Below are 16336 nucleotides of genomic sequence, written 5' to 3'. Positions count from 1 at the left end.
GGGTTCGGAATTCGCCTGAGGGATGAATCATTGTCCAGAGTTGTCAACATTTTGATTTCCGACCCCGATTAATGACGAGTTGTACTTAGGGCAGGAATTGCGAGATATGCAACAAAGGCTACAACTAGCCAAACAGCGAGCTTAAAAGAACATAACTTGGGGCTAACACCAAAGCAGTGGCAGCAATTGCATGAACAATTGACACCCTTGCAGCGCCAAGTCCTGGAGTTGCGTAAAGCAGGTTATTCCATAGAAGACACAGCCCAACAATTAAAACTCAAATCCCATCAGGCAATGGGTGAATGGACTAAAGTCTACCTCGTCGCCCAAACTTTGAGAACTCAGGAGTGAGCAGAGCATTTTTAGTGGGCAGGCATTGCTATACTGCACAGATAGATCGGTCACAAGCAAGAATTATTGCCATAAAGAGCAGAAAGAGTGAAGAGTATTATACTTATGCACTAGTTAGTAGTTGCACTTAAGTGTAATGACAAACCTCATCACTCATTAACGTCTTTTAATGTTTCCTCGGTCATCTGCTTTAATCTAGCTAGCGTCTCGTCACACCAACTAATCAAAGCCTTCGTAACGTGTAGCTTGTAGCTGACGGTTATTAACCAGTAAGGAAAATTCGGATTATCAGTCCCGTTTACCTTCACCTCTTCTTCAAGAACTTGGTACTTTTGCAGCTGCTGCTGTTGCAGTTCCCGGAATTGCTGCACATGACGAATGTTATCAGCGACAGTAACTTGCTTTCCAAAGAACAGCTTTAATAAAATTTCGATTCGCTCTACTTGAGGTTCAACAGGTTCTATTAACCAGCGTTGCAACTCCTCTAGCCCTTTGTCTGTGAGCGTATAGACGTGGCGATCTGGTTTACCTACTTGCTCCTCTACTGATTGAGTCGCCAGTCCTTCAGCCATTAATCGTTTGAGGATAGGGTAAATTTGCCCGTAGCTTTCAGTCCAAAAGTTGCCGGTCACTGTCTCTATCTTCTTTTTGATGTCGTAACCGGACTTAGGACCAAAACTTAGTATTCCCAAAATGGCGTATTTGCTTTTGTTCTCTCTTGACATATATTACTCAGATATATATCTTGTAGATATATAAATAAAATTCCACGTTCGCTCGTGTCGCTGTGGCAACAAGCATAGAGCAAATTTAAAACCAATAGGAAGCAATATGAAAGCATTTGTCACTGGCAGTACCGGATTACTCGGTAACAATTTGGTGCGCTTGTTATTAGAACAAGGGTATTCAGTAAAAGCCTTAGTCCGTTCGCCTGAAAAAGCATCTCAGCTTTTGAGCGATTTAGATGTCACCCTAGTAAAGGGCGATATGCTTAACATCGATAGCTTTGCTAAAGAATTAGCCGGATGCGATATTTTATTTCACACCGCTGCTTATTTCCGGGAATATTATCAACCTGGCAATCACTGGCAGATGCTTGAGGATATTAATATCAAGGGCACGATTAAATTGCTAACAGAGGCAGAAAAGCAAGGCATCAAAAAAGTCATTTACGTAAGTTCAGCGGGTCCAGTGGGAATGAAAGCTGCGAATGTACCTGGTGACGAATCTACTCCACCCGAGCAGCAGGCAATCAAAAATCTCTATTTCAAAAGCAAAGTATTAGCAGAGGATGCAATTTTTGAATTTCTCAAACAGCACTCTCTACCAGTTACTTTAATCTTACCAGGATGGATGTTTGGACCAAGAGACGCTGCACCAACAGGTGCTGGTCAACTTGTGTTGGATTATCTCAATCAAAAAATGCCGGGTATTCTGGATGGCGGAACTTGTGTAGTTGACGCGCGGGATGTGGCACAGGCAATGATTAATGCGGTAGAGTATGGCAAGAGCGGTAAACGTTACATTACAGCTGGGCAATTTTGCAATTTTGAGACTCTTTTCCAAACTTTAGAAAAAGTCAGTGCTATTCCTTCTCCTAAACGTCGAATTCCCTACATTTTGACTTTAATTGTTGCCTGGTTTTCTGATAACTATGCTCGACTTACCAACAACAGGTCGATGCTTCCTCTTGATGGTATCCGAATCATGCATTTAAAAAGACAGGTTTCATCTGCAAAGGCAATCAAAGAATTGGGGGCAAGTTTCCGACCTTTGGAAAAGACACTGGATGATGTCGTTGAGTGGTATCGAAAACACTATTAAAAATTGGGGGGCAATGGTTAGTAGTTATTAGTTAGTGGTTAGTAGATATAAAAAACAACTAACAACTTACTACTAACAATTCCCCATTTGATGCACACTTATTTAAATATCTGCAACGCTACTGAAATCATCGATAGAAAAGTCAAAAACCCGATTGCATCCAAGGTCGTCGTCAAGAGGGGACCACTAATTAAAGCTGGGTCGAGGTTTAACCGCTTCAAAGTCATGGGTAGCACTGTTCCCAATGAGGCGGCTATGAAGACATTGACAACCATCACTGTGGCTGCAACTATAGATACCCACCGTTCGTGAGGGGGCGACCAAATCATTGAAAGTGTGCCAAGGGCAATACCTAGGGCTAAAGCGGTGCCTAACCCTGCTAAGATTTCCTTACGGAGAATTTTCAAGGTATCTAACGGTGTGACTTCGCCAACACCCAAACCCCGTACTGTCACTGATAAGGCTTGAATGGCAACATTACCACTGGTGTTAGATAAAATTGGCATGATGACTGCCAGAACGGGTACGAGGGAAATGACACTCTGAAAAGGGGCGATCGCACTAGCTGCACCGATGTATAAACCAATATTCCCCAACAACCAAGGCAAGCGCTTGCGAATGGTGACTTGAGGAGGGGACAAAGCTGCTTCATCACCACTTATACCCGCCAGTTTTTGAATGTCTTCTGTGGCTTCTTCTTCCAGAATATCTATCACATCATCAATCGTGATAATACCTACCAGTCTATCTTCGCGGTCAACCACAGGGACAGCGATTAAGTCATATCGCTTCATGATTCGGGCAACTTCTTCCTGGGGCATTTCTGTTCTTACCTTAATGACGCGATCGCTGGCAATATCTCCGATCAAAACATCAGGAAAGGTAAACAGCATCTGTCGCAGCGAGACAACACTCACTAGCTTCCGGTTATCGTCTGTCACGTAGGCATAGTAAATCGTCTCCTTATCTTCGTCTTGGCGTCGAATCTTACTTAAAGCTTCTCCGACAGTCAATCCTTGCCGCAACCGCACGTATTCTGTTGTCATCACACGTCCTGCGGTGCCTTCAGAATAGCCGAGAATCGTTGCTGTTGCTTGCCGTTGTTCTGGGCTAAGTTCTTGTAAGAGGCGTTTGACAACCCCAGCCGGCAACTCGTCAAACAATTCTGCCCGTTCATCCGGACTCATCGCCTCGACAATGTGCGCTACCTGAACATCATGCAGGGAATTTATAATTTCTTCCTGCACTTGTGGAGGCAGATATTCAAAGACATCAATTGCCTGGTGTTTGTTGAGTAAACGGAATGCGATCGCCCGTTGTCGCTTGGGCAATTGTGTAATATACTCTCCCGCATCAACGGGTTGAAAACTATTCAAATCCAACTTGAGCTGGTTTAAGTCGCCAACATCAATAACTGAATTGCGAACATCGTGCGTGAGCATCATAAAAACCTCCTATTGTCTCCCCCGCGCTGGGAGACAAGCTCACAGATCAGGGGAGGTTGGTACTGCCGTCTTGTGGACTTTGGTCCATAAAATCTCAGAAACTCAATATCGATTACCAATCAATGGCATCGCTAAGTCATAATACTAACCCGGAGCACTGTGATCCGGTAGATATTGAAAATCAGTGTATGGAACTTGTTCTATTCCACGCCACTGAATTTTTCCTCACCCTGATGCCTGTTGATTTGAGTTGATTCTACTACTGTTAGTGTCTCTGTCAAGCATACAAATTAATTTAAAGAGAAACTTTATATAGTTAAAATGATTACTTTATGATGAGTAGCCTATCTTTATGTGCAAAGATAGAGGTTGCGTAATCATACTGAACTAGTTTCAGACTGTAAGGCAATCCCTGCTAGACAAAGATTGCCGTAAGCAGTTGCCAAGTACTATTTCAGGAATTTAAACCTCCTGTACAATAGCAGCGAAGCTAATCGTCATTCATTTTTCCAGAATGATTCGCTTGTAGTAAGGGCTTCAGCCTTAGCTTTATGCAAATTGAATGCTCATTAGCTTATCACATTTTCTTTATCCCACCTGGATTCTGAGTGGTGAATACATCCACAGGAATAAATTGGGGTGCATAAAACTTTTTTCTAGGTGTTGATTACTCCACCCGGATAATAAAAAATAAAAAATATCGCTCTCATCAGATAGACCTAGAGACTTAAAGTCATCCCAAATTGTTTGTAAACTCTGCAATTGCTCTGTCCTTTTTGTCCTTTGCGTCCTCGGCAGTTTATTAAAAAAGCGTTCTTGTAGAACTTTTGTTGAAGGATGTTAAACCTATTTAAACGAGCGTTGCTGGCAAGAAGTATAGGTAAACCCCCTAAACCACAGGTTTAAGGGGGATAATGCGAGGAGGAATATTAAATTTTAATTATTTGGTAAAAAGCTTTGAACTAGAGATTAATAATTAATCACTAACTTTTTACGTAACAATTCGCTTAAGTGAGCCATCGGCATATAACTCTAGTGGTATCAGTTCAATTTTGCCGTTAACCTTCACTTGAGAGTAAACAACTTTCACTAATGGAGAATGATTTTGGTTATAACGTATAGACACAATTAACCCCTTTTAAAGAATAATTTGCTTGTTTGGATTTTCTGGTAAGTGACTATATTTCACCTACTGAGTTACTACGGTTATTTCTTTACAAAAAAGAATCCTTATTTATAACTAACAAAACAAATTTAAAGAAAAAGATAAAATAGGCGAATTGCTGATAAAGATTTGAAAAAATCTGAAATTTAGAGTATATTTCTCTGACAACTGAAAAAGTAGCTTGTATCTTCACAGGAGACAAGAAATTCATTTCCTACTCAAAGCTGCAATATCATCGCCTACTACAGAGGTAGTTTTGGCTTTGCTTACATAATTCACTTCACAGCCTCAGGGTTGCATTCCGCAAACAGCTTACAAAATCAAGTATGAAAACAGCCGCTCAACTGCAAGCTCGTCTTGAATGTTATTATCAGCAAATCAAGACAATTATCCTTGCCCGTCAGAACCCAATTACAGGTTTGCTACCAGCAAGTACAGCCATAACTGCCCACGGTGATTATACCGATGCTTGGGTGCGTGATAACGTTTATAGCATTCTGGCGGTTTGGGGGTTGGCACTCGCTTACCGCAAAGTTGATGAAGACAAGGGACGCGCCTATGAGCTAGAACACAGCGTTGTCAAGCTCATGCGGGGGTTGTTGTTTGCTATGATGCGTCAAAGTTCTAAAGTAGAGCAATTCAAGCATACCCAATCGCCGTTGGATGCTTTACACGCCAAGTACAACACAGCTACAGGCGATATCGTTGTTGGCGATGACGAATGGGGACATTTGCAACTGGATGCCACATCAATATTTCTACTGATATTGGCGCAAATGACTGCTTCAGGCTTGCAGATAATTTTCACTTTTGATGAAGTGAATTTCGTCCAAAATTTGGTTTACTACATTGGACGAGCGTACCGTACTCCAGATTACGGTATTTGGGAACGAGGCAATAAAATTAATCATGGCAACGCAGAATTGAACGCCAGTTCTCTAGGCATGGCAAAAGCCGCATTGGAAGCTATCAATGGCTTGGATTTATTTGGCGTACATGGTTGTCAAGCATCGGTGATTCATGCGCTGCCAGATGAAATTGCCCGTGCCAGGATTACGCTAGAATCCCTATTACCTAGAGAATCGCCATCCAAGGAAATTGATGCGGCGCTGTTGAGCGTTATTAGCTTTCCAGCGTTTGCGGTAGAAGATGTGCAACTGCGCGATCGCACACGCAATGATATCATTCACAAACTTGAAGGAAAATACGGTTGCAAGCGCTTTTTACGCGACGGACATCAAACAGTTTTAGAAGATACAAACCGCTTGCACTACGAACCTCTGGAACTCAAACAATTTGAGCATATTGAGTGTGAATGGCCTTTATTTTTCACCTATTTATTTCTAGATGGGTTGTTTCGCGGCGAACAAGACCAAGTGAAACATTACCAGAAGCGTGTAGAGTCTTTATTAGTTGAGCGTAATAGCTTGCGTCTATTACCAGAACTTTATTATGTCCCAGCTGAGTCTGTAGAGGCCCAGAAGTTAGCACCCCAAAGTCAGCCGCGTTTACCTAACGAAAATATTCCCTTAGTATGGGCACAGAGTTTGTATTTTCTTGGTCAAATGTTGAGTGAAGGGTTAATAGCGGTTGGAGATATCGACCCTTTGGGAAGGCATTTGTACATGGGTAAACACCGGGAACCTTTGGTACAAATCGCCTTACTAGCAGAAGATGAGGATTTACAGGGAAAACTCGCAGTTCATGGCATTGAAACGCAAACGCCCAAGCAAGTAGAACCAATTCAGGTTCGACAGGCTGATGACCTTTCAGCCATTTATACTCAGATTGGACGCAACGATAAACTTGGTTTAACTGGACGTCCAGTGCGACGTCTGCGGAGTTTGACAACATCTAAGATTTTTCGCCTCCGTGGCGAGACAGTTGTCTTTCTGCCCTCGTTTTTAGACTCCCAAGTGTTCTACTTAACTCTTGATTACCATTTTCTGGTGTATCAAATGAAAAGTGAACTTGCTTACATTCAAAAATATTGGATAGATTTAGGGCGTCCTATCCTAACTTTAATGTTGACTCACACCATGTTAGAAACAGGTAGTGAGGCATTGCTTGCTCTGATGCAAGAACTCAAAGATGGTGTTTGTAACGGTGTCCGGGTAAAATTGGGGCGGCTTAATCAGTTGATGTTGACAGCTGGAACACAACGGGTTGATTTTCTGCAAGAAGATTTTGAATTTTCTCAATCTTCCGTCAAAGATGCTGCGCTTCGCTGCTCTTATCTAATTTACAATCCAGACAAAAACTGGTCTTTAAGGCATACTCAAGAATTCCAAATGGAGTGTGAAACCAATTTAAAATTGTTGCTATCTTCTTTGCGTTCATCAGAAAATCTCTACGAGCAAATTGAGTTGTTGCAGACTTTGATTCGTTTGGAAGGGCTGGAGTTTGATACAGGCTTTGGTGGACCGGGGCGTCCCGTGACGGTGGCAGATTTGCTTGATGAAGTTTACACTAAAGCAGGTGACTCGGGCATTTGGGCAGTTGTGCGTCGGGCTGCGGGGTTGCGGCAAATGAGCGATATCGGCTTATCAGATGTGGTGACGAGTATTGTGGTACGCGGTAAGCAAATTGCGGTAGGTAAAGCTTACAGTGAAGCTTCGCTGATAACAAAGCCACTGTCGCATAGCGAAATTGTTGAGAAAATAAATCACTTTTGTCGAGAGGATATAAGTGATCGCGTTCTGACTCAGGAAATTCTGATTTATCTGAGTGCCCTCATTAAGACAGAACCGGAACTGTTTAATGGACTACTGACACTGAGAGTTGGCTATATCATCCTGTTGATTACAAGCGAACTGGCACGGAAGCTAAACGTCACTCAGGATGAGGCATACGAACACCTCATGCAACTCTCGCCTTTTGAAGTGAACACAAGGGTTCGTCAGGTATTATTTGAATACACCAGCACAAGTCAGCTGTTACGCCAGCAAGAATCTCTGCACGTCAAACAAAAAGAAAGTGACATTGATTGGGTGGTGCTACCAGCTTTAGGAGATGAGATAGATGTGCAACCAGGCGGTTGGCGACGGTTTCGTCAAGCTGAGGGAGCAACAGGACGTGTACCAAAAGACTTCTTTCAGCAGGTTTGGCTGGTGATGGAACATTGCAAAGGCTTGGTGATTGGCGATAAGTTAGAACGTCGCAATCGTTTGGATAGTGCGGTCATTTTGTCAGAGATGACAGCAGGGGAAAAGAATTTTGCCTTACAGGTAGAGCATCTGTTGAATAAAATTGAGGCTCCGGAGTATCGACAAGTTTGTATTGAGACATTGATGGAATTAGCAGCAATTGCATCCAACAACCCCAACTTGCAAATTCAAGCATATATAGTGTTGGATGTGTTAATCGGTCACGCCGTACGACTGGCATGGTTAGAAAGTCATCCTGGAAGAAGGGAGCGGTACGATGAGGATAAAGCGAGCGCGTGGCGATCGTTCTACAACACCTCTCCTAGAGAGTGCGCTAGTTATGTTGTGAAAGCGTTTAGGTTCTTGACAGAATTTGGGCAAGATATAGCAGCTTAAGACGCATGGTGCGTTAACGCAGCGTAACGCACCCTAGCCAAGCCAATTTTTAGGGACGTAGCAACAAATTTATGATTACGTCATTGAGCGATTACAAGTTTTATTTGGAAGCCGCTCAGGTATATTTACGTATTCTTTAGTCATCTTACCCACCAGACTTTAGAACAATCACAAGCCCTAAGTGAGTCTTTCACTCAACTAGCGACAGTTGCTGAGGGGGCAACGCAAAAAAATGGGTTTTGGGAAAATGTCAGGCGCTTGTTGTTCTCTTCCAGTAACATTGTGACAATTTTGGCACCCAAAAATAGATTTCCTTAAGAAGTTGCTACAGAACAATTGAGGTTTCCCTATGCGTCGCTAGTCGTAGTAGTTTGTCGTCAGCTCGCAGCTTTTGGTAGAGCAAGAAGTCTAAGTGTGCGTCATCGCTTTTCTTTCATCCATCACGGGCGATCTCACCTCTACTGACCTTCCCCATCTGCCAAAGCAGCAAAATGCCGCACGGCTCGGACTAAATCATCCGGTGTGCCAATATCTAGATAAGTACCATCACCAAATGCTTCCGCTTCTACATGAAAACCCTTATTAATAGCAGCTTGAATGACATCGCCAATGGGTGTTTCTGGTAGCTGTGTTAGGTTGTTATTTGCCTTGAGAGTCATAAGGTACTCGTGCAAAAACTGTGTAAAAGCAGGTGTCCAAACCGCAATACCCCACATATAACGCAAATTTGACTGGCGAGGTTTTTCGATGATCAGCCGCACTCTACCTTCATCGTCAAAATCGACCATACCCGCTTTATGAGGTTTATCGGTAGGGAATAATCCTAAGACAACATCGGCGTTACTAACCTCAAGGCGTGTGAGTACCCGTACATAAGCATCTTCAGGCTGAAACAAAATATCAGGAAAACCCAAGGCTACAACAGCATCTTGAACAAAAGGATAACCCTGATCCAACGTGAAAGGGACACTATAAGGCAAACCCATAATGAGATAGCCCAAGCTCATAGAAAGCATCGTGCCATCACCAAAATATGCTGGAATATCCCACTTACCAGAACGCAGTATAAAATATGCCTTATTGATGCCTGCTAGTTGCATTTTTTCCAGCAGATATTGAGAAACTACTTTTGGTCGCCAGTTACATTTAACACCAAAATCTTGAAAGCCAACCGGATACAACTCTTTGCTAAGTGGTAAGGGAGAAATCCGGGTTGCCTGTCCACCAGCAGGTAGCAGTCCAATGATTTGGCGCTTGGTCATAGGTTATCAAAAATGAATAGTTAAGAATTATCTGCCGATATGGGGTAAATATTTTAACTCCGTAAATATCATACAATAGCCAGTAAGTGGTGAATTAAATGCACATTGCATAAGATAGTTTAGAGCCTACAGTCTATAGTTGAATAACTAATAACTAATGACAGATGACAAATAGCTAAAAAAATATCCCCCTTCTAAGAAGCCTAGTTGTGAGCACGTATCAGAAGGAGGCGGTTATTATTTTTGATACTGTTACCGACACTACTTGAGAGAAACGGCGTCAACATCGATTGTGTTTGCGCTAGTAGAGGTGGAACCCTCGGTAGTATTGGCGGCTTTGGTCTCAACATTACCCTTACGCTGTTTAAAGCCTTCAATCATTAGCCCAGACACCTCAGTAACTAGCAATGTCAACACAAAGACATCATCAATTTCTCCCACAATGGGGATGACGTCAGGAAGAATATCAATCGGGCTGACAAAATAAACCAGTGTTCCTAAAATTACCCACCAGCGGTACTTGGGATTACGCAGTAAATTGCGATACCAATTATAAAGGGATTGAATTGGATTCATAGATTTTAACCTCCAGTTATCTTTAATTTTGGCAAATTATGACCTACACTTCCTGTGGGAATAACCGCCCTAGTTTGTCTGGAAGATGCTACTCGCAAGTTATGGGCACCCAACCCTTGAATGTGAATGAAACGATTATGAAAGTTGTGCTTTAATTTCTAAGATTAAGTGCTTTAGGACAGTTGCACCACAAATAGATGGAGGAAACCTACAACAGTGGATATCCTAGATTTGTTTAAAAAGGGCGGACCAGCAATGTGGCCATTGCTTGCCCTGTCGATTTTATCTTTAAGTGTCATTTTTGAGCGTTTGTGGTTCTGGTTGCGAATTTTAAACCAGGAAAAGGAAATAGTTGAGCGCGTTTTGGATGCAGCTCGTGTAGATTGGGTGTCGGCTACTGACATTGCCAGACAAGCAACGAACCAGCCTATCGGACGGTTTCTCTATGCGCCTTTAAGCTTACCAAAAAGTGATGCAGAAAGTTTTCGACTTGCGCTAGAAGCAACAGCAGAAGACGAATTGGCTGGAATGCGACGAGGCGAAAAACTCTTGGAAGCTGTCATTGCCCTTTCGCCCTTGTTGGGATTGTTAGGTACGGTTTTAGGATTGATCCAGTCTCTACGCTCAATTCGCATTGGTGATTTAGGAACCGAATCCACAGCTGGAGTCACTACAGGTATTGGGGAATCCCTCATTAGTACAGCAGCAGGACTCATTGTTGCTATCACCAGTTTGGCATTTTACCGCCTATTTCAAGCTCTTGTCGTTAACCAAGTCAAAATTTTTCGTAGGGCAGGCAATGACATGGAGTTGCTGTATCGGCAGTCTCCCCCTGACTATAGAAATACTACACCTGAAAATAGAGTCATCCCTTCGACAATTATAGGGGAATCTCCTCGGAATAACTTGAATTCGCCTCGGAAAAAAGGCAGACCCAAGTTTTCTCAAACACCTGAACCACCACCAGACTCTGATTTGTCAGAACCAAACGATAGTTAAGAAAAAAGCCCCTAACCCAGGTATGAGAGCAAGACAATGAAAGTTAACCTGCACACTCCAGTCGAAGAAGTTCAAATTCAAATCATTCCGTTAATAGATGTCGTTTTTTGTATACTGACATTTTTTCTTTTGGCGGCTTTGCAATTCACCCGCCAAGAGGAGATAAGTATTAATTTACCTAAATCCAATACTAGTACGGCATCTACAACTGTCGGAGCGAACGCACAAGTTCAACGGCAAATATTAACTTTGACTATCGATGCTATTGGTCAGACTTACATAGACAATGGTCTAGTAAAACGGGAACAGATCAAAGAAGCTTTTCAGAAATATCTCCAACAAACTCCCAACGCTATTTTGGCTCTAAAAGTCAGTCAGACAGCGACATACAATGATGTTATAGAAATCATAGACTTGTGGCGACAAGTGGGAGGCGATCGCATATCTTTTGTCACTACACCATCTTCCTCTAATCCACCCACAAACTCGCCTCTGCCAACTTCTCCTTATGCTCCAACTAATCCTGGTGTTCCTGGAACTGCACCTCTACCAAACTCCGCGCCCATAACTCCCATCAATCCACAAAGCAGCCCTAGTTTCAATCTTCCCACAGCACCTAATCAACCTTAGACTAACCAAGGTGTTACCCCAGTTAATTCTGGGACTTCTTATCCCATATCGCCTGCTGGACAAACTAATACTGCGCCTAATAGGTCATGGGGAAATGGCAGATGCGAAGATGGGGAGATGAGGAAGTATTTTCTCCCCCTGTTTCCCTTGCTTCCCCTGCTTCCCCTGCTCTTGTTTGTCCTCTCGTTCTTTTGTTGCCAAAACCTAAAGATATTTGACATCCTCCGCCACCCTGTAGGGCGGGGAGGATGTCAACTCCGCAGCAGTTTTAGGAATTGTGACAGCATTGGTCAGACCGATTTTACGTGTCGTATTTGCAGTCCCTAATATCTTCACGTTTGATTTGCTATCGGGCTTTTTTACTTTTATTATTTCCGTTGTTTGTTTTGGACTTGCAGCCTGGTTAGTACAAGGATTTCGCTTGCGTTTCGGTATTTGGAGCGCTGTTATAGGAGCATTTGCGCTCTCAGTCATCAGTAGCCTTATATATAAATTATTAGCGTTCTGAGGCTAGGCGTAAGGTGAATTATGAATGATGAATGATCAGTCAACTTTCTTAATTCATCATTTATAATTCACTTTCCTAATTATTCATTAGTCGTTGGGGGAGTCACTGTCGTACTTGATTGCTGAGTACGCTGTTCCCGTCTTTTTCGCTCTGCTGAGACCATATCTGACATAACTGTCAAGGCTTGTGACATCTTATCTATATTAGAGCGGTATATCTCTAAATCTTTATTGAGTTTGTCATCAGACATATGCAAGCCAGTGGCAATTCTTTTGAGTGCCTCAGTGCGTTTCTTTTCGTCTTTGACTAGTTCTGGATCTGATTGTTCTAATAGAGAGAATAAACCAATCGCAAACAAGCGACTGTATTTAAATGTACCATTGTTGGCTATTGCTTGCAGTGAGCCTTGAAAGTCAGCATCTCGGGATGAAAGAGTTTCCTGACTTAACCATGCAATCAGTTCTGAAGCGCTTAAGCTTGTTGCTAATGCTTGCAAACGTTGAGCATCCTGTTTGTAGCGCTCTTGGTCTTCTTCTACAGCGTGAAGGAGGGCGTTAAAAATCGACTCTTTATCCCGTTCTGGCTGATAGCCTTGCATGAAGCGGTCAAAGGTGGTGACGACGCCCAACGCATAAATAGGATCGTAGCTAAAATCAACATTCACTGACAGTAGGTGCATTTCCACCATTAACTCTTCTACCACCCGACGATAAATGGTGTTTATAGGACGGGTGTGAAGGTTGTAGAAAGTTCGCTTAGTATCAGATACGGTACGGACGTTATTCACAAAGCAAATTACAAGGGCGACGTATTATTATTCTCTCGCTTTAGTGCCACTTTGCCAAGTTTAGTTTTCTACTTGAGTCCAAGTCATTTAAAATTCGGGATCATTTTAGTTGTTACCTAGCCATAATATGTAATTATTTACGGTTTCTTACACCTTAAATGAGTTGAATTCCCTATTTTGCCAGTGCATCGCAACCTATGACGACCTTTTCACCACAACTTCTCGCTCTAGCTCATTATCTGGCTGGTGAATTTGATAATCGAGAACAAGCTCTTGCAGAGTCGGCTTGGTACGTTCACCTGCGTCTGTGGCAAAGACCAGTCCCTCTGTTTCAAGAAGACAGTCTTACAATATTTGCCGAACAAGCTAATATTGTCAACCTAGATCGACCTTACCGCCAGCGCATTATGAGGCTTTTACAAGAGAGTAACGCTGATGCACCCCTAAAAGTGCAGTACTATATGCCCAAAAATCCAAGTACTCTTATTGGTGCTGGTCGTAACGGAGCTTTACTCAACACACTGACACCCGACGACTTAGAATTACTACCGAGTTGTGTGCTTAACGTTACCCAGAAGTTTTTAGCTCCCAATCGCTATAACTTCGCTGCTACCCCACCGCCAGACACTCGCTGCTGCTTTAGTGTTGGTGACAATATCATACAAGTTTCCTTGGGCTTTGAGGTGAGCCATGATAAATTTCTAAGCTACGATAAAGGAATTGACCCTACGACTGGAAAAGCCACTTGGGGAGCGATTTTGGGACCATATTGCTATACAAAGCGAGAACAGTACTGAGCCAGGAGTCCTAAGTTTTGAAGTGAAGATTTTTCTTTTGCTGATAAGAATCCCTGTTTTCAGAGAAAAGTCAGAGAAAAGTTTGGAGTGTGGTAGCTGAGATCTTAATGAAGTTCTAAGCGGAGGAAAGATCCGCTTAGACTTGTGTTTGCACACCGCGCTGGTTCCTCAGTCATCAGCACTGTCTTTAGCTGGCGATAATACGAGGTACACCTTCTAAAGCTTCCTCCTCGGTTTCAAAGATTTCAAAAACTGTGTCCATCATAGTGACTTCAAACACCAGTTTTGCTTCTGGATGGACATTACAAATACGAAAACTCCCCTTAACTTTATCAGTATCACGCATCCCAGCGACTAAAGATGTCAAACCAGAACTATCTATGAAATTCACCTGACCAAGATTCAACACAAGATGACAACTGAGTTTGGAGATACACTCCTGCAACTTCAGGCGAAATTGCCAAGCAGTGGTAATGTCCAAGCGACCAGCTGGTGTTAAAACAATAACGGTATTGCCGTCTTGGGTTTTATACGTTTTTTGATCTATATGTATCACTGCTTCCCTTGACACTCCTCTAAAAAGAGACTGCGATCTAGTTTTGCCTTTAACTGGCAAAAGCTACAAGCCTTGTTTTTCCGAGTCATCTCCACCTTTTTTGCACCGGAATCATTTCCGAGCTAAGTAAGTTGATCTGACTCGCACCAGCATTGTGTGATGTTGTAGCCTGAGATTGAAAAGCTACAGCAACAATTGTCATTTTTATTGCTAAGTGCTTTTCTTTAGTATTTTAGCTCACTAAATAAGTGCTGAGTGGTGAGTACTGAGTGCCAATTTTTTTGTATTTAATTTTTCATGGAAATACTAAGTGGTGAGTGCTGAGTGCTAGGTTTTTAGGACTCAGCTTTTCACAGCAACCAGGATTTCTATGTGAGTTTATACACGGTACTCGGAACTCATGACTCAGGACTATTTGGTATCCAGTTTACCCAGTCTTGAGGCTTGAGGAAGGTTTCATACAACTGGGCTTCGGGAGAATTGGGTTCAGGCTGATAACCGTATTCCCAGCGTACCAAGGGTGGTAGCGACATCAGAATTGATTCGGTACGTCCGTTGGTTTGCAGTCCAAAAATTGTGCCTCGGTCATAGACTAAGTTGAATTCTACATACCTTCCTCGGCGATACAGTTGAAAATTCCGTTGGCGATCGCCATATTCCATTTTGTGTCGCCGTTCTACAATTGGTAGGTATGCTGGTAAAAAGGCATTGCCGCACTGTTGTACAAAACCAAACAACTGTTCCCAACTGCGTGGTGCTGGTGTACCCAGTTGGTCGCTGTAAATCGCCGCCGCACCGTCTTTTTGATGACCGCGATACAATCCACCCTGACCATCTTGGTAATCAAAAAACAGTCCGCCAACGCCCCGCGTTTCCCCACGGTGTTTCAGGTAAAAATATTCATCACACCAGCGCTTGAACACTGGGTAATACTCTGGGTGGTGAGCATCACACGCTTGCTTCAGTGTTTTATGGAAATGGACTGCATCTTCTGCAAAGGGGTAATAAGGGGTCAAATCCGCACCGCCACCGAACCACCACACTGGTCCCGCCTCAAAATAGCGATAATTGAGGTGAACTGTAGGCACGTAAGGACTGCGAGGATGTAACACCATTGAAGTACCAGTGGCGTAAAAAATGTGCCCTTCTGCTTCAGGACGTTGCGCTAATATTGAAGGCGGTAGATGGGAACCCCAAACTTCAGAAAAACCTACCCCAGCTTGCTCAAAGATTGCACCCTCACGAAGAATGCGGGAGCGACCGCCACCTCCTTCTGGGCGTTCCCACATATCTTCTTGAAATGTCCCCACACCATCCAGTTCTGCCAACTTTTGAGTGATTTGGTCTTGCAACTGTTTCATGAACTCACTGACTCTTGCTTTAGCGTCAGTTGGTAGGGTTTGTGAAGATTCTGTTGGCATTGGGGTTTGGGAGTTAGTCACCATAAACTCAATAACCTAAATTACAATTTGGGTGAAATCAACAAATTTTTCAACTGAAAATTCACGGGCAACAGACGCCCTAAAGCAGGCTAAAATTGCCCAAAGAGCTCTTCTGCTCTTCTCTATAGTCAAGCGATTATACGCCTGACAGGCATGACTACAGATAGTTATTTTCCCTCAAATGCGTGTATGCTTGTATCTTTCATTTATTTTTTTCAAGTTGTTTATGTTTATGTAAAGTTCTACGATTGATACTAAACTGTGGCAGATAAGTCTACAGGCACTTTTAACGGTAGGAAATGTCAACTCTTATCTACGAAAGAAGAATCTGTTACCACATTCGCAATCGAGAGGCTACAGATACGGCGCTTACCAAACATATATGAAAGGATTGTTCCGGTTGCGGGGTTCTCACTTAGAGTATCAAAGGTCTAATCAACCTGTTCAACAAG

General features: G+C 42.9%; 13 protein-coding genes and 2 pseudogenes. 7 read left to right on the top strand and 8 right to left on the bottom strand.

All coding sequences use genetic code 11. The annotated features are described in order from the left end of the window. Positions 1-138: 138 nt before the first annotated feature. A pseudogene (locus tag MAS10914_RS0108810) lies at positions 139-351 on the top strand (hypothetical protein); the annotation flags it as partial. 149 nt (positions 352-500) lie between these two features. Here the strand turns inward: MAS10914_RS0108810 and MAS10914_RS0108805 are convergent. Further along, positions 501-1076, bottom strand: coding sequence for a PadR family transcriptional regulator (locus MAS10914_RS0108805; protein WP_017315558.1), 576 nt, complete (start codon positions 1074-1076; stop codon positions 501-503). 106 nt (positions 1077-1182) lie between these two features. Here MAS10914_RS0108805 and MAS10914_RS0108800 point away from each other — a divergent pair, with 106 nt between their 5' ends. Next, entirely contained in the window at positions 1183-2175 is a 993-nt protein-coding gene (locus tag MAS10914_RS0108800; RefSeq protein ID WP_017315557.1) for an SDR family oxidoreductase, read from the top strand. 98 nt (positions 2176-2273) lie between these two features. On the opposite strand, the gene mgtE is transcribed toward MAS10914_RS0108800, so the two are convergent. Further along, positions 2274-3617 carry a magnesium transporter gene (gene mgtE, locus MAS10914_RS0108795; RefSeq protein ID WP_026082427.1) on the bottom strand — a complete coding sequence of 448 codons (1344 nt, stop codon included), beginning with the start codon at positions 3615-3617 and terminating at the stop codon, positions 2274-2276. Positions 3618-4611: 994 nt separating this feature from the next. After that, positions 4612-4746, bottom strand: a complete 135-nt coding sequence (locus MAS10914_RS36135; RefSeq protein ID WP_269635048.1) for a hypothetical protein — start codon at positions 4744-4746, stop codon at positions 4612-4614. 365 nt (positions 4747-5111) lie between these two features. On the opposite strand from MAS10914_RS36135, the gene MAS10914_RS0108790 reads away from it, so the two are divergent. After that, positions 5112-8327 carry a glycoside hydrolase family 15 protein gene (locus MAS10914_RS0108790; RefSeq protein WP_017315555.1) on the top strand — a complete coding sequence of 1072 codons (3216 nt, stop codon included), beginning with the start codon at positions 5112-5114 and terminating at the stop codon, positions 8325-8327. A 458-nt stretch (positions 8328-8785) separates the two neighbouring features. Here the strand turns inward: MAS10914_RS0108790 and MAS10914_RS0108785 are convergent, their stop codons facing one another. Both MAS10914_RS0108785 and MAS10914_RS0108780 read right to left on the bottom strand, forming a co-directional pair. Beyond that, positions 8786-9589: a sugar phosphate nucleotidyltransferase gene (locus MAS10914_RS0108785; RefSeq protein ID WP_017315554.1), complete on the bottom strand. Its 804-nt coding sequence runs from the start codon at positions 9587-9589 to the stop codon at positions 8786-8788. Between the two features lie 261 nt (positions 9590-9850). Then, the gene (locus MAS10914_RS0108780) at positions 9851-10165 is read right to left on the bottom strand and encodes a YkvA family protein (RefSeq protein WP_017315553.1); all 315 of its coding nucleotides are present in this window, start codon (positions 10163-10165) and stop codon (positions 9851-9853) included. Between the two features lie 216 nt (positions 10166-10381). On the opposite strand from MAS10914_RS0108780, the gene MAS10914_RS0108775 reads away from it, so the two are divergent. The 3 genes and pseudogenes from MAS10914_RS0108775 to MAS10914_RS32685 form a co-directional block, all read left to right on the top strand. After that, on the top strand, positions 10382-11164 hold the full coding sequence (locus MAS10914_RS0108775) for a MotA/TolQ/ExbB proton channel family protein (protein WP_017315552.1): 783 nt from the start codon (positions 10382-10384) through the stop codon (positions 11162-11164). Positions 11165-11200: 36 nt separating this feature from the next. Next, on the top strand, positions 11201-11794 hold the full coding sequence (locus MAS10914_RS35450; protein ID WP_017315551.1) for an ExbD/TolR family protein: 594 nt from the start codon (positions 11201-11203) through the stop codon (positions 11792-11794). A gap of 256 nt (positions 11795-12050) precedes the next feature. After that, positions 12051-12302 (top strand): annotated as a pseudogene (locus tag MAS10914_RS32685) (phage holin family protein); the annotation flags it as partial. A 79-nt stretch (positions 12303-12381) separates the two neighbouring features. Here the strand turns inward: MAS10914_RS32685 and psb29 are convergent. After that, a complete protein-coding gene (gene psb29 / locus MAS10914_RS0108765) occupies positions 12382-13089 on the bottom strand; it encodes a photosystem II biogenesis protein Psp29 (RefSeq protein WP_026082426.1) in 708 nt (235 codons plus the stop codon). Positions 13090-13286: 197 nt separating this feature from the next. On the opposite strand from psb29, the gene MAS10914_RS0108760 reads away from it, so the two are divergent. Next, complete coding sequence (locus tag MAS10914_RS0108760; RefSeq protein WP_017315548.1) at positions 13287-13886, top strand: chromophore lyase CpcT/CpeT; 600 nt, start codon at positions 13287-13289, stop codon at positions 13884-13886. A gap of 187 nt (positions 13887-14073) precedes the next feature. On the opposite strand, the gene MAS10914_RS0108755 is transcribed toward MAS10914_RS0108760, so the two are convergent. Together MAS10914_RS0108755 and hemF are read right to left on the bottom strand one after the other, a co-directional pair. Then, entirely contained in the window at positions 14074-14442 is a 369-nt protein-coding gene (locus MAS10914_RS0108755; RefSeq protein ID WP_017315547.1) for an STAS domain-containing protein, read from the bottom strand. Positions 14443-14840: 398 nt separating this feature from the next. After that, positions 14841-15887, bottom strand: a complete 1047-nt coding sequence (gene hemF / locus MAS10914_RS0108745) for an oxygen-dependent coproporphyrinogen oxidase (RefSeq protein WP_026082425.1) — start codon at positions 15885-15887, stop codon at positions 14841-14843. Positions 15888-16336 lie beyond the last annotated feature (449 nt).

It is taken from the genome of Mastigocladopsis repens PCC 10914, assembly GCF_000315565.1.
Taxonomy (GTDB): Bacteria; Cyanobacteriota; Cyanobacteriia; order Cyanobacteriales; family Nostocaceae; genus Mastigocladopsis; species Mastigocladopsis repens.
Note: the sequence above shows the minus strand (reverse complement) of the source record. Positions and strands in the feature narration are given on the sequence as shown.